The organism is Dongia sp. (assembly GCF_041909655.1).
GTDB lineage: Bacteria > Pseudomonadota > Alphaproteobacteria > Dongiales > Dongiaceae > Dongia.
Window position 1 is genome coordinate 242,722 of the sequence record NZ_JAYRDA010000006.1, and the last position, 14,520, is coordinate 257,241.

At 62.0% G+C, this 14,520-nt stretch carries 12 protein-coding genes; 8 read left to right on the forward strand and 4 right to left on the reverse strand.

Going from position 1 to position 14,520, the window contains the following annotated elements:
* Positions 1-170: 170 nt before the first annotated feature.
* Positions 171-1,112: an AraC family transcriptional regulator gene (locus ACE3PR_RS14385; RefSeq protein ID WP_374373176.1), complete on the reverse strand. Its 942-nt coding sequence runs from the start codon at positions 1,110-1,112 to the stop codon at positions 171-173.
* 127 nt (positions 1,113-1,239) lie between these two features.
* Between ACE3PR_RS14385 and ACE3PR_RS14390 the strand changes: the two genes are divergently transcribed.
* Both ACE3PR_RS14390 and ACE3PR_RS14395 read left to right on the forward strand, forming a co-directional pair.
* Entirely contained in the window at positions 1,240-2,190 is a 951-nt protein-coding gene (locus tag ACE3PR_RS14390) for a zinc-binding alcohol dehydrogenase family protein (protein WP_374373178.1), read from the forward strand.
* Between the two features lie 79 nt (positions 2,191-2,269).
* Complete coding sequence (locus tag ACE3PR_RS14395; protein WP_374373181.1) at positions 2,270-2,848, forward strand: NAD(P)H-dependent oxidoreductase; 579 nt, start codon at positions 2,270-2,272, stop codon at positions 2,846-2,848.
* A gap of 48 nt (positions 2,849-2,896) precedes the next feature.
* Here the strand turns inward: ACE3PR_RS14395 and ACE3PR_RS14400 are convergent, their stop codons facing one another.
* The gene (locus tag ACE3PR_RS14400) at positions 2,897-3,955 is read right to left on the reverse strand and encodes a hypothetical protein (RefSeq protein WP_374373184.1); all 1,059 of its coding nucleotides are present in this window, start codon (positions 3,953-3,955) and stop codon (positions 2,897-2,899) included.
* Positions 3,956-4,131: 176 nt separating this feature from the next.
* Between ACE3PR_RS14400 and ACE3PR_RS14405 the strand changes: the two genes are divergently transcribed.
* Complete coding sequence (locus ACE3PR_RS14405) at positions 4,132-6,186, forward strand: hypothetical protein (protein ID WP_374373187.1); 2,055 nt, start codon at positions 4,132-4,134, stop codon at positions 6,184-6,186.
* A gap of 16 nt (positions 6,187-6,202) precedes the next feature.
* Entirely contained in the window at positions 6,203-6,700 is a 498-nt protein-coding gene (locus ACE3PR_RS14410; RefSeq protein ID WP_374373189.1) for a hypothetical protein, read from the forward strand.
* Positions 6,701-6,708: 8 nt separating this feature from the next.
* Here ACE3PR_RS14410 and ilvD read toward each other — a convergent pair whose 3' ends face one another.
* Positions 6,709-8,559, reverse strand: a complete 1,851-nt coding sequence (gene ilvD / locus ACE3PR_RS14415; protein WP_374373192.1) for a dihydroxy-acid dehydratase — start codon at positions 8,557-8,559, stop codon at positions 6,709-6,711.
* Between the two features lie 248 nt (positions 8,560-8,807).
* On the opposite strand from ilvD, the gene ACE3PR_RS14420 reads away from it, so the two are divergent.
* Entirely contained in the window at positions 8,808-10,298 is a 1,491-nt protein-coding gene (locus ACE3PR_RS14420; RefSeq protein ID WP_374373195.1) for a DUF2252 domain-containing protein, read from the forward strand.
* 76 nt (positions 10,299-10,374) lie between these two features.
* Here the strand turns inward: ACE3PR_RS14420 and ACE3PR_RS14425 are convergent, their stop codons facing one another.
* Entirely contained in the window at positions 10,375-10,644 is a 270-nt protein-coding gene (locus ACE3PR_RS14425; RefSeq protein ID WP_374373198.1) for a hypothetical protein, read from the reverse strand.
* A 287-nt stretch (positions 10,645-10,931) separates the two neighbouring features.
* On the opposite strand from ACE3PR_RS14425, the gene ACE3PR_RS14430 reads away from it, so the two are divergent.
* The 3 genes from ACE3PR_RS14430 to ACE3PR_RS14440 all read left to right on the forward strand — a co-directional run bounded on the left by ACE3PR_RS14430 (position 10,932) and on the right by ACE3PR_RS14440 (position 14,518).
* Positions 10,932-11,492 (forward strand): PAS domain-containing protein, encoded by a 561-nt coding sequence (locus ACE3PR_RS14430; RefSeq protein WP_374373200.1) that lies wholly within the window; start codon positions 10,932-10,934, stop codon positions 11,490-11,492.
* Between the two features lie 13 nt (positions 11,493-11,505).
* Positions 11,506-12,159, forward strand: coding sequence for an SOS response-associated peptidase (locus ACE3PR_RS14435; protein ID WP_374373203.1), 654 nt, complete (start codon positions 11,506-11,508; stop codon positions 12,157-12,159).
* A 238-nt stretch (positions 12,160-12,397) separates the two neighbouring features.
* Positions 12,398-14,518, forward strand: coding sequence for a hypothetical protein (locus ACE3PR_RS14440; RefSeq protein ID WP_374373206.1), 2,121 nt, complete (start codon positions 12,398-12,400; stop codon positions 14,516-14,518).
* The last annotated feature ends 2 nt before the right edge of the window (positions 14,519-14,520 follow it).

The following is a 14,520-nucleotide window of genomic DNA, read 5'->3' on the forward strand; positions in this document are numbered from 1 at the left end:
AGGGACAGTTGGAAATAGTCGGCCGCCAGAAACTCGCTTGTCATCCTCCGCGAAGGCGGAGGATCCACGAGTTTCTGGCCGAATACCGAATAGCCGCTAGCAAATTCTTGGATGGCCCGCCTTCGCGGGCCATGACAAAATTGGTGCGCTGCGAAAGAGGAGTGAGTGCGTTATGGACGGGCGATATCTGGGGAATCCCGGCCTGCGGATTCGCGGGCATATCGTCCGGGTGAACAACCCATGGTTCTTTTGAAAGCCGTGCTGAAGGCGTGTTCTGACGCATAGCCCAGCGACAGGGCGATGCGGGCGATGGTGTCGCGGCCGTCGATCAACCGCTCTCCGGCCAGCATCATGCGCCAGCGGGTGAGATAGCCGATCGGCGTCTCGCCGACCCGTTCGCGAAAGCGCTGCGCGAAGGTCGAGCGCGACATGCCGGTGCGGCGGGCCAGTTCCTCCAATGTCCAGGGAAACGACGGGTCCGCGTGCATGGCTGCGATCGCGCCGCTCATTTGCGGATCCGCCAGTGCCGCGAACCACCCGATGTCATGATGCGACCGGTCGGAAAGATAGAGGCGAAGCGCCTGCACCAGGATCATGTGGGAGAGGTGCTGGGCCACCAGGGAAAATCCCGGCTGTGCCTCCCGCAATTCCTCCATCATGAGTTCGATCGACCATCTCAGCTTCGCCTGATCGCCTGATGTCTCGACCCGGATGATGGGTGGGAGGGTCCGCAGCAGCGCTTCGGCATGTCGTCCATTCACTTCAAAGCGGCTGCCGACAAGAAAGACATCGCCACCGCCGTTATAGGTGACGCGTTCGCCACTTCGGTTCGGATCGAGCACCTCGCTGGCGCGTTTCGGCGGCACGCTCGGATCGCTCGCGATTTTGACCGAACGGCCGCTTGGAAGGACAAAGCAATCGCCCGCGTTCAATCGAACCGGCGCCTCCTTGTCGCCCAGCGACAGCCAGCAGGTGCCCTTGATCACGGCATAACATTTGATGCGGCCGGCCAGGTCGTCCAGGGCAAGCGCCCAGGCTCCCCCGGCATCGAATCCGGCCGTGATGTAGCTGCGCGGCTTCAGCAGAGCCAGAACTTCGGATAGCGGATCCATAGGCGCCTCGGACGATCGCCAACAAATAACAGACCTTTACGCATAGATCGTGCGGCCTCCTCGGGTCTATACCTTTTCGCGGATTTGGTCTCGATGGCGAGGCCGGGAAAGTTTGCGGAGGATGGATATGAAGGCGGCAATCGTGAACGCGTTCGGCGTGGCGCCGGCGCTAGGGGAATTTCGTGCGCCCGAAGCCGGCGACGGCGAAACGGTGGTGACGGTTCACGCAGCGCCCTTGAGCCCGATCGTGAAGGCATTGGCTTCCGGCAGGCATTATACGAGTAGTGGGACGGCCGGCTTTGTGCCGGGCATTGATGGTGTCGGCGTCGATGCGGAGGGGCGCCGCGTCTATTTCCTCTTTCCGAAAGCGCCGTTCGGTTCCATGGCGCAGAAATCTCTCGTCGCGCGGGACATGCTCGTGCCGGTGCCCGATCAATTGTCCGACGATCGCGCCGCCGCGATTGCCACGGCGGGGCTTGCCTCCTGGGTTGCGCTGTCGCGTCGGGCAAAGCTCCAGAAGGGAGAGGTCGTGCTCGTCAACGGCGCCACCGGATCCGCGGGCCGGATGGCCCTGGACATCGCGCGCCATTTCGGCGCCCGCAAGGTCGTCGCCGTTGGGCGCAACCGCGCCAGGCTGGACGAACTCGAGGCAGACGTGAAGATTGCCCTCACCGACGATGCCGATCAGCCCTTGCGCGCGGTGTTTGACCAGGGCGTCGACGTCGTCCTCGATTTCATTTGGGGTGCGCCGGCCACCCGCATCCTGAAGGCCGCGGCGGGCAATCGGGCCTCGCGCACGGGCGAACCGCGTTTGCGCTATGTCCAGCTCGGCACCGCGGCGGGTGAGGAAATCCCGCTGCGTGGCGACATGCTGCGCAGTTCGGGCCTGGAATTGATGGGCAGCGGCATCGGCAGCCTGTCTGTGAGGGAAATGGTGATCGGGGCCGGCGAATTGCTGGCGGCATCCCCCGCCGCCGGATTTGAGTCGCCCTTTGCCGGCGTGCCGCTTGCTCAGGTGACGGATGTCTGGAACAGAGAGCCGGACGTCAGATATATCATCCAGCCCAATCGGGTTTGAACGGATCCCCCACCGGCCCTTGCATCAGATCCGCGTCGCCTTCATCTTCTCTCGCCGAACAGATGGAGAGATCACGCGGATGCAAGCCCTCATCATCGTCGCCAATCCAGGTGCTGCCAGTTTCAGCCACGCCATTGCCGCGACCGCTGAGGCGGTCCTTGTCGCCGGCGGCCACGACATCCGGCGCCATGACCTTTATGCCGAGGGCTTCAACCCGGTCCAGCCGATTGGCGAGGCGGGCAACACGCAATCCGCGGATCCCCTGGTCGAACGACATTGCGCCGATCTCGCCGCAGCCGATCTTATCGTGGTCTGCCATCCCAATTGGTGGGGCCAGCCGCCGGCCATTCTCAAAGGCTGGATCGACCGCGTCTTCCGCCTCGGCACCGCCTACGATTATCCACCGGGCATTGGCTATGAAGGCGTCCCGCGCGGCCTCCTCAAAGCCCGCGCGGCCCTGGTCTTCAACACCTCCAACACCCCACCCGAGCGCGAGGCGGCCGTCTTCGGCGATCCCTTGGAGAACATCTGGACCCGCTGCGTCTTCCCCCTCTGCGGCATCACCAACGTAAAACGCCGCATGTTCGCCCCCATCGCCGCCAGCACGCCGGAGCAGCGCGAAAGCTGGCTGGGGGAAGTGAAGAAGACTCTCGCATAGCGACATCACGCTATCCTTCAAAGACAAGATGTTTATCCCTGGCTGGAATCAAGGGAGATCAAGCGAGAACCCGACTTCATCGCGTTCCAGGTCGATCAAGAGACTGTTCTTCTCGAAATACCGGATGCCGATCACGTGAACGTCCGAGGTCGCATTGAATTCAATTTCCGGATCGTAGTTGGCTGTGATCCGCCATGTTGCAACGGATGGGATATCGACGGTGAGCAGTGTGCCGATCGCTGCTGGCGGTCGATCATCACCACCCACGACAATGGTCGAATTGCCAGTATCAAAAAGTGTCGGTAGGCAGTTCGGTGTGCCGTCGACGTCAATGGTGAGGCAGGTATCGATCAAGGGCCAGAAGTGATCTGAGGGGGAGGCGCGCATTGGTCGCGCGGCAAAACCAGATCGCACCCGATCCAGAATCCCCACTTCGAACGAGGTTACCTCTGGGCAATCCGCCGCTTCATTGGTGCAGGCGCGCCACTGCGTGCCGATGGGTGCAACGACATAACCTCGGTCCACGCCCGCGCCGAATGTCAGAAAATCGAAAACGGATTTCAGATGGCCATCAGCTTGGCTTCCAACCGGCGAGATGCCAAAGATGCCCTTGGGCCAGAGCGGCCCGCCAACGATTTCACCAGTGTCACGGCGAACCTTTTTATAGCGGATCAGAAAAGGCATCGGCCGGTCTGTCTTTACCGGGCGCAGCGGCGATCCGAATTCGAGTGTCGCAAAAGCAAGATGACCATATTCGTCATAGGTGCCGTAGCGTGCGACGATCTTCCTGGTCGTTACGGTGATGCCGTTGACTTCGGTCTCGCGACTGACCGCGATACCCTCCGTTGAACAGAGCTTGGCAGGCAAGACAACGTCGCAGTCGATGGTGACACCGACCGAACCGGTATCGAACAACAGTGGCTGGTTGACCGCGCGCTGGCCCAATGTCAGCACCTTGACATAGAGCATTCGAATATTGGGCGGGTTGCCCGGATACTCCAGCTTGATTAGCGGCACCGTTATCGGCCGGTCGATCTCGACTGACTGCGCCATGCCGGCGGGCGCCAACAGAACCCAACCCAGAATGATTGCCAGAAAACGTCGCATGATGTGTCCAGGATGACCAATCAAGTTCACCACCCCGACAATATAGCTGGCTTTGGGCCAGCCCCTAACCCTTCATTAACCACTCCGGCATCAAAACTGCATATTCGGTAGCAACGCCCGGAATCGGTCGCCTCTGGCGGCGGATTTTGCCGGGTTGGTTTGTGTGGCGGGGTCTTATGGCGGTGGCGGTCGGGTTCTCCGAGAAAGTCGAGCTGGGCGAGCGCTTCGAGATTGCGCCGGGTTCCCGCATGGCCCAGCTCGATTGCGGCCTCGCCGAGGCCTATGCCGCCACCGACCGGCTGGAGCCGGGGCGCAAGGTTTTCGCCCTCATCGCCCCCGGCCATCTTGCCTGCCGCGGCCTCGCTCTGGCGCCGCAGCGCGCTGCCATGGGTACCCATATGATGTGGCCGATGGCCAGCGGCATCATCGACTGGCCGGTTGGGTCGGATGGCAACGGCATTCTCTGGGGCCGGCGCCCGGCCTTCGTCTATCAGCAGCCGGCCGGCGAGCGCCTGTTCAAGGGCGAGAAGATCGGCCGCGAGGTCGGCGCCCTGCCGCAATTCACCGAGACCGCGCTGGTGAAGCAGGTGCTGCAGCCCGCGATCCTCATGCTCCGGGAAATGATCCTGATGAGCGCGCCGCACCGCGCCATCAATCCCGCCAACATGTTCTACCAGAGTGGCGATTCCGGCGACGTGATGTTCGGCGATTGCCTTGCTTCGCCGCCGGCCTATATCCAGCCCGCCGCTTTCGAGACCATCGAGAATGCGACGGCGCAGCCGATCGGCCGTGGCCTCGGTTCCATCGCCGACGATCTCTATGCGCTGGGCGTTACCTCGCTGATGCTGCATCTGGGGCGCAATCCCGCCGCGCATATGAGCGACGAGCAACTGGTCCATTCCAAGATCAATGCCGGCACCTTCTCGGCGCTGGCGGGCGGCGACAAGCTCGCCCCCGGCATCGCCGAATTGCTGCGCGGACTCCTTTCCGACAAGGTCGCCGACCGCTGGACCATCAAGCATCTCGAAGGCTGGGTGATGGGCCAGCATTACAGCCCGGTCCTGCCCGGCGTTCCCCAGCGCGCCTCGCGCCCGATCAAATTCGGCGGCAGCGAATATTTGAGCAAGCCCGGCCTCGCCCAGGCCATGGCGCGGAACTGGGATGACGGTGTCGCCCTCATCACCAGTCCCGATTTCGACAATTGGTTCAAGCGCAGCTTCAGCGACGAGAAGGCCGGCGACAAGATGGGGCGCATCATCAGCCTCGCCAACGCGACCGGCCCGGCCGCCGCCATCCGCGACCGCATGCTCTCGCGCTACATCATCCAGATGGGTGGCTCGCTGCCCATCGCCTATAAGGGCATCATCGCCAATCTGACCGGCCTTGGTACCTTGCTCGCGCATAATTTCGAGCGGCCGGAAGTGGTGCAGCAGGTGGCCGAGCTCCTGGCGGCACGCCTCGTTCATACCTGGCTCGAGGACCAGCCCAATCTTTCCACAGAACAGATGCAACAGCGCCGCGCCCTGGAACAGGTCGACAAGGTGCTCAGCCGGCCGGGGCCGGGCTATGGCATCGAGCGCGTGCTCTACGAGTTCGCCAAAGGGACACCCTGCCGCTCCTCGCTGATCGCCGATTATTACGTGACCGACCTCAAGGATCTGCTGCCCGCGATCGATGCCGCGATCGGTGCCGCCCCTTCGGGCACCTTGCCGATCGACCGCCACATCGCAGCCTTCATGGCCACTACCATGAAACGCGCGATGGACAGCGAATTGGTGGCGCTCGCCAACAAGGAGGACGATCTCGGCTACCGGGTCGGGATTCTGCGCATGCTGGCGATCGTGCAGCGCGTGCATCAGAATTATGAATTGCCGCGCCTGACCGAGGCCGTTCTCGACATGGTGAAGCCGGTCATCGCCTCCTTCCGCAATGTCGAGATCAGGAAGCATGTGCAGGACGAGGTCGACCGCCATGCCGCCGGCTGCCGCCTCGACGAGATGCTGCTGCTGCTCGACATGGATGGGCAATTGCGCGAGGGCGACAATAACGGCTTTGCCCATGCCATGCAGGAATATGCCAATCTCGAGCGCGGCCGTGTCTGGCTGCAGCATGGTGGCCTCACCGAGGTGACCCGCGTGCGTGCCTCCGCCCAGCGTGCGGCCGCCGTCACCGCCACCCTGATTTCCAGCGCCAGCCTCGCGGCCTATGGCGTCTTCACCGTGATCTTCTAGGAAACGAGAACAGCCAATGGCCGCCGCCACCGATCAAACGATCTTCAAGGTAAAGCCCTGGGCCGTCGCCGTGCCCATGGTCCTGATCGGGCTCGTCTTCCTGCCGACCACAGTGGTCGTCCTCGCCGCGCTGACGCCGACCTTCGTCGCGCGCATCGTCGACACCTCGCCGGGCCGGCGCCTCACCGTCACCGTGGGCGCCATGAATCTGGTGGGGGCGCTTTATTTCGTGCATCGCATCTGGGCCACGGGCCACAGTGTCAGCGATATCGGCCCGACCCTGGGCGATACATTCGGCTGGCTCTGCGCGCTGGTGGGGGCGGCGGCCGGCTGGGTCATCTTCGGCGCCATGCCGGCGATCGTCGGCCGCATCGCCGCCGCGCAGACCGCCATCCGTCTGCGCCGCCTCGGGGCGCAACAGGACAAGCTCGTCGCCGAATGGGGCGAAACCGTCCGCGGCGCCTATGCCGTCCGCGCCATCAAGGAAGAAGAAGCAGAGGCCGAGGCGGAGTAGGGTGCGGCCTACCGCACCTGATCCACATCGCGCACCGCGCCGCGGGCCGCACTCGTGGTGAAGGCGGCATAGGCTTTGAGGGCCGGCGAGACGTTGCGCTTGCGGTTGTTGCTGGGCTTCCAGGCCGCAGCCCCCCGCGCTTCCATCGCCTTGCGGCGCTCAGCGAGCACCGCTTCCGAAACGGCGAGCGTGATGCCGCGCGACGGAATGTCGATTTCGATCCGGTCGCCGTTCTCCACGAGGGCGATCAAGCCGCCTTCGCCCGCTTCCGGCGAGACATGGCCGATGGAAAGGCCCGAGGTTCCCCCTGAGAAACGCCCGTCGGTAATGAGCGCGCAGGCCTTGCCCAAGCCCTTCGATTTCAGATAGCTGGTCGGATAGAGCATTTCCTGCATGCCCGGCCCACCGCGCGGGCCTTCGTAGCGGATCACCACCACGTCGCCGGCCTTGACCTCGCCCAGCAGAATGCCGCTGACCGCGTCGTCCTGGCTCTCATAGACGCGCGCGGGACCGGCGAAGACATGGATGCTTTCATCCACACCGGCCGTCTTCACGATGCAGCCTTCGAGCGCGAGATTGCCTTTCAGGACCGCGAGCCCGCCATCCTTCGAGAAGGCATGGGCCGCATCGCGGATGACGCCCTTCTCGCGGTCGAGATCCAATTCCTTCCAGCGTTTGTCCTGGCTGAAAGCGGTCTGCGTGGGGACACCACCGGGCGCCGCCATGAAAAACTTCTGCACGCTCTCGCTGTTGGTCTGCTTGATGTCCCAGCGCCTCAAGGCGTCCTTCAACGACTTCGAATGCACCGTCGGCTCGTCGCCATGCAGCAGCCCGGCGCGGTCGAGCTCGCCCAGGATCGCCATGATGCCGCCGGCGCGGTGCACGTCTTCCATATGGACGTCGGATTTCGCCGGCGCCACCTTGCAGAGGCACGGCACCTTCCGCGACAGGCGGTCGATATCCGCCATGGTGAAATCGACGCCCGCCTCATAGGCCGCGGCGAGGAGGTGGAGCACCGTGTTGGTCGACCCGCCCATGGCGATGTCGAGGCTCATCGCATTCTCGAAGGCCTTGAAGCTCGCGACCTTGCGCGGCAGCACGCTCTCGTCATTCTCTTCGTAATAGCGCTTGGTGATGTCGACGATGAGGCGCCCGGCCTCCAGGAACAGGTTCTTCCGGTCGGCATGGGTCGCCAGCGTCGAGCCGTTCCCCGGCAGCGACAGGCCGAGGGCTTCGGTGAGGCAGTTCATCGAATTCGCCGTGAACATGCCCGAGCAGGACCCGCAGGTGGGGCAGGCCGAACGCTCGATCGAGGCCACTTCGGCATCGGTGTATTTGTCATCCGCTGCGGCCACCATGGCATCGACCAGATCGAGCGCCACTTCCTTGTCTTTGAGGATCACCTTCCCAGCTTCCATCGGCCCGCCCGAGACGAAGACCGTGGGGATGTTGATGCGCAGCGAGGCCATCAGCATGCCCGGCGTGATCTTGTCGCAGTTGGAGATGCAGACCATGGCGTCGGCGCAATGGGCGTTGACCATGTATTCGACGCTGTCGGCGATGAGCTCGCGCGAGGGCAGGGAATAGAGCATGCCGTCATGGCCCATGGCGATGCCGTCATCGACCGCGATGGTGTTGAACTCCTTGGCCACACCGCCCGCCGCCTCGATTTCCCGCGCCACCATCTGGCCGAGATCCTTGAGGTGCACATGACCGGGCACGAATTGCGTGAAGGAATTCACGACCGCGATGATCGGCTTGCCGAAATCCCCGTCCTTCATGCCGGTGGCACGCCACAACCCGCGCGCCCCCGCCATGTTGCGGCCATGGGTCGTCGTGCGGGAACGATAAGCGGGCATCGGGAACTCCTTGGGGCGAATTAGGTGCCGGTTGTCATATGGCACCCCCCGGCATTGGTCAAGAAAGCGCCGGGCAACGAAATGACCGCAAGCATTTCAAGGGCTTGAGGGACGCGATTCCAGCCTGCCGAGGGAATCTTCGGCCTCTGGCCGCCGCACCCGGCGTTTGACGCAGGTCAAGACACACCGCGCATTTCCGGCGCTCAATGTCATCAAGGCCGCCACGCCATTTGACGGAGGAGGACGGGATGAAGCACGAGAAGGATGCCGCGGCTGCCGGGGAAGGCCCGGCGCAGCCGGCAAAGCCCGCCAAGAAAGCAAAATCCGGCAAGAAAGCGAAGGCGCCGAAATCCGCGCCGCCGCCCGCCGCGCCCACGATCACGCATCAATCGCCCGGTGCCGAACGCCTCGCTGCCGGCAAGGCCTTGCGCGACAAGGTCGCGCGCGAGTCACAGGGCAATTGGAAGCGCGACAAGGCGCGGGTCGATCCGCTCGCGATCCTCAAGGCGGACGATGCGGGCCGGGTCGAGCGCCTGGTGCCGATCCGCTATGGCCGCATGCTGCAATCGCCTTTCGCCTTCTATCGCGGTTCGGCCTCGGTGATGGCGGCCGATCTCGCCAAAAGCTCGGCCAGCGGCCTTCGGGTCCAGGCCTGCGGCGATTGCCACCTGATGAATTTCGGCGGCTTCGCGACGCCCGAACGCAACATCCTCTTCGACATGAACGATTTCGACGAGACCCTGCCGGCGCCCTGGGAATGGGATTTGAAGCGCCTCGTCGCCTCCTTCATGCTGGCCGCGCGCAGCAACGGCTTCTCCGATGACGACGGCAGGGACATGGCCGTTACCTGCGCCCGCGCCTATCGCAAGCGCCTGCGCGATTTCTCCGAGATGAGTCCGCTCGACATCTGGTACGCGCGCGTCACCGACCGCGACGTCATCGGCCTTCTCAAGGACGACAAGGTGCGCGAGCGGGCCGAGAAGCGCGTCGCCAAGGCGCTGGAGGAGAACGGCTCCGACCTCGCTTATCCGCAGCTCGCCGGCATGGTCGGCGGCCAGATCCGGATTCTCGATGCGCCGCCCCTGATCTATCATCCGACCGAATGGAATGCCGACGAATTCCAGGCGCGGCTCGAGGAGACCCTCGTCACCTATCGGGAGAGCCTCGCCGACGACCGGCGCGAATTGCTTGACCGCTACCGCCTGGTCGACGGCGCGGTCAAGGTGGTGGGCATCGGCAGTGTCGGCACCATGTGCCTCATCGTCCTCATGATGTCTGCCGCCAACGAGCCCCTGTTCCTGCAATGGAAGGAAGCACGCGCCTCGGTCCTCGAACCCTATGCCGGCAAAAGCCGCTACGACCATCCCGGCCAGCGCGTCGTGATGGGCCAGCGCCTGACGCAGCCCGCCAGCGACGTGTTCCTCGGCTGGGTCACCGGCAAGGGCGGCCGCAAGGGCTATGTCCGCCAGCTCCGCGACGCCAAGATCAAGCCGCTGGTGGAGATCATGGAGCAGGAAACCCTCACCCAGTTCGCCAAGGCCTGCGGCTGGGTCCTCGCTCGCGCCCATGCGAAATCCGGCGACCCGCTCATGATCACCGGCTATCTCGGCAATTCGGATGCTTTCGACGAAGCCATGGGCAAATTCGCTGGTCTCTACGCCGACCAGGCCGAACGCGACCACGCCGCCCTGAAAGCCGCCATCCGCGCCGGCAGCATCGAGGCGCATATCGAGGAATAGGAAGCCGCCGCTTGGCCAAAAAAAGAGACCGGGGTTTCCCCCGGCCTCGGCTCTCTCGACATCCCGTCGGGAATGGCTACTTCTTGCCGCCGCTTGCACCGCCCTGTTGCCGGGCGCCATCGAAGGTGATCTCCGTCCGGCGGTTTGGCTGACGCTCCTCGTCATTGCCGTCGTGGTTGTAATGCGGGGGATCGTTGTCGCTGCTGTTATCGGCGCCGCTCTCGCTGCCGCTGCTCCCTTGCGCATTGTCGCTGCCGCCGTGATCGGCCGGCCCCTCCGCGAAGGCGGGTGCCGCCAGCAGGGTGACGACCGTGATCGCCGAAGCGATACGAAGAAACTTTTTCATTCGAAAATCCTCTTGATCAAGATAACGCCGGCGGGATGGCGGCCGGTGATGGCCTGACACCGCGTCGACGCCGTGACGGCAGCCTTAAGCGACGCCGCGGAAACGGGCTGTGATCCGGTTCACTCGAAGGCATCGCCCGTCGACGACCGGCGCGCGGCGATCTGACCGTCAGTTGCCACCCGACCCGCATTTTTCTCAATTAAGTTGCGCGCACCGTGCCTTGCCCCTAGCATCGAACGCGGGATGACGACATCCGGCCTGCGCTGGGTTGCTGGGGGGGCACGGCAATGGAACTGCCATTCTTCGTGACGTCGATGGAGGAGGATGGCGATGTGCGCGCCATGGACCTCAGGGAAAAGCCGCGCAAGCTGTTCTTCCTTTGGCTGGAATGGCGCGGCGACAGCAAACGCGCGCCAAAAAAATCCGACATCGACCCTGTGACGATCGCCCGGGCCGGCATCATGCCCGATGTCTGGCTGATCGAGCGCCTGGCGGATGGAAGGTTCCGGTTCTCGCTGACCGGCGAAAATTCGATCAATGCCTTCGAGCGCGGCCTGCGCGGAAAAACCGTGGAAGAAACCTACGACCCGCCCCGCGCCCAGATGGCCAATTACCGCTACGCGCGCATCATAGAAGACGAGCGCGCCGAATTCAGCCGCGGCCCCGTCCTGCGCAACGGCCGCCTCTGCTATTACGCCCACCGCATCCTGCTGCCGCTCCTCAACGATGCCGGCGAAAGCGCCTTCGCCATCGGCGTCGCCGACCAGGAAAACTACGACCGCGACGCCACGGGCGAACCGGAATTCTTCTACGACAACATCGTCATGACGCCGGTCGCGCGGTTGTGAGGGGGGGCGGGCCATGTGCGGTCGCTATGCGATGTATACGCACCCCAGCGCGGTGCACGCCTATTTCAGCATCACCCGGCAGATGCCGAACTGGGCGGCCCGCTACAACGTGGCGCCCACCCAGGATGCGCCCGTCGTGGTCGATCACGGCGAAGGGCGCGTCATCGAGATGAAGCGCTGGTGGCTGGTGCCCTCCTGGTCGAAGGAGCCCGGCAGCAAATATCCGATGTTCAATGCTCGCGCCGAAACATTGCGCGAGAAGCCCTCCTTCAAGGGCCCGTTCGAAAAACGCCGCTGCATCGTGCCGGCGGACGGCTTCTACGAATGGACCGGGCCGAAGAACGACCGGGTCCCGCATTTCATCCAGCAGGCCGATGGCGGGCTGCTGGGCTTCGCCGGCCTCTACGATGTCTGGAAATCCAGGGACGGCACCGAGACCGTCAATTCCTTCACCATCATCGTCACCAGCGCCAATGACTGGATGAGCCGCATCCACGACCGCATGCCCGTGATCCTCGAGCCGGGCGATTTCGACATCTGGCTAAAAGGCACTCCTGACACCGCCGCCACCCTCCTGCGCCCGGCCGCGAACGACCTCCTCAAGGAACGCATCGTCTCCAAATCCGTCAACGCCGCCAAGAACGAAGGCCCGGAACTAATCGTGTGACGGGAAGGGAGGGCGGGCGAATGGCGGCGTGCGTCGGCAGAGTGGGGCGCAGGTGAAACTCTCACCGCGAGATCTCACAACCTCACTCAAAGAAATCCTCATCGATCCCCCTCAAATAAAGAGTCTCCTCGATCCGGCAACCGACACTGTGCCGGAAAATCATGTGTAATTCGTTGAACGCATTGCAAATGCAGATCAGCAGAGTGTTCGAACTTTTCTAAGCGGACATTTATCTCACTTGTCAAAGTTCAAGCGCAGAAATGGATTGAGCTTCAGTAAATATAATGCTATTATTAATTTATTTTTCGAGCATTTGTTCTATCTGAAGGTACAGCCGTTCGGTTCAGATAAGGAGCTCGGCATGGGGGACAATCTCACACCTGATCCGGCGCATCGCAGAATCCGCATTTTTGCTCTGGATCCAAGCCTCGCTGCGCAGCACGGAATGTCCGGCGTTAGCGAAATTACGATCACGATTCCTTGGGAAGGAGACCTGAAGCCAGGGCCGATTGGCGAGTATATTGAGGTCATCGACGCTGATCCTGCGAGCGGTTGCTTCTACAAGCCTGTGGATCTGAATGACCAGCGCATTCTGGCGCAGCATGGACTAGCACCATCTGAAACAAACCCACAATTCCATCAGCAGATGGTCTACGCGGTCGCTCAGGCAACGATAGAGCATTTCGAGCAAGCTCTTGGTCGGGTCGCTCTATGGGCGACCCATTACAAGGATGATGGAAGCGGCAAATACAACTGGGAACAGTTCGTTCGCCGCCTTCGCATCTATCCACATGCTTTGCGTGACCGCAATGCGTACTACAGCCCGAAGAAGAAAGCTTTACTGTTCGGATATTTTCCAGCGGGAGTAAGAGATGAGAACAATTCACCGGATTCTCTCATATTCACCGCATTGTCACACGACATCATTGCTCATGAGACGACGCATGCATTACTGGATGGGGTGCATCCACGCTTTAATGAACCGATTAACGAGGATGTGCTGGCCTTTCATGAAGGCTTCGCAGATATCGTCGCGCTCTTTCAGCATTTTTCCTATCCGGGTGTCTTGCGGCACCAAATCGCTCAGACCCGCGGCAACTTGGCGCAAGAGAATCTACTCGGCCAGATAGCACAACAGTTTGGCAAGGCCGCTGGTCGAAAGGGAGCGTTGCGTGATTTTCTGGGCAAGAGAAATGAGGCGACAGGCGAGTGGCAACCACTCGACCCCAATGTACACCAGATAGAGACGACGCATGAGCCCCACGCCAGAGGTGCGATACTCGTCGCGGCAGTCTTTGGTGCTTTCCTGAAAGTCTATCGATCGCGAACCGCAGATTTGTACCGCATCGCATCCGAAGGAACGGGTGTTCTCCGTCCCGGTGAGATACACCCCGACTTGTCAAATCGGCTGGCGGACGAAGCGGCTCAATGTGCCAAGTACATTCTTCAAATGTGCATTCGCGCAATAGACTACTGTCCTCCGGTTGGTATCACGTTTGGGGATTATCTTCGGGCGCTCGTTACGGCGGATTACGATTTCAATCGCGAAGATCAATTCGGTTATCGCCTCGCCATTGTTGAAAGTTTCCGGCAATGGGGTATCCACCCCCATGGCATGCGAAGCATGTCGATAGAAGCGCTTCTTTGGCCGACCGGCGAGGCAGCAATGGAGGAAAAGCACATTACGATGGAAGCTGATGATATGCGATCCCTCTTTATCGAGAGTCGGAGAATTGAAAGCAACCGCTGGAAAAGGAGACCAAAGGCGATTGTCTCAATACTTAAGCCCTGGAATCTTGAAAGCGACCGCTATAAGACGTGGCAGGGCGTAGACGAAAACTCTGCTGTGCTTTGGGCGTGGTTGATGAGCGATACAGGTAAAAAGCTGCTTCCTGCGTTTGGTCTTGATATTAGAGACAATGCCGCGCCGACGATCTTTCGATCGCAGACGACCCATCTTCCCGCAGTCGAAGTGCATTCAGTGAGGACAGCATTGAGGCGCAGTCCGCGTGGAGCGACGGTCAGCGACCTTGTGGTTGAGATTACGCAGCGAAGGCGCGGGTACTTTGACGAAAATGTGCAGCAACAAAAGGATTCGCCGAAATCGACTTTTAAGCCCGATGACAGGGGAGATTTTCGCTATCGAGCCGGATGCACCGTGCTAATTGACCCGGTAACAATGCGCATTCGCCGCGTAATCAGGACTCACGGAACCATTAGCGACGATGCGCAAATGCGATCGGTGCGAGAGTTCCTAGTTGGTGGCGGGCTTTCTCCCGGAAATGCATTTTGGCCGGCTCATCGAGCCATGACCGCGTCCGAGCCATTCGCGCTCTTGCACAAGCATGGCGAGGAGTAACC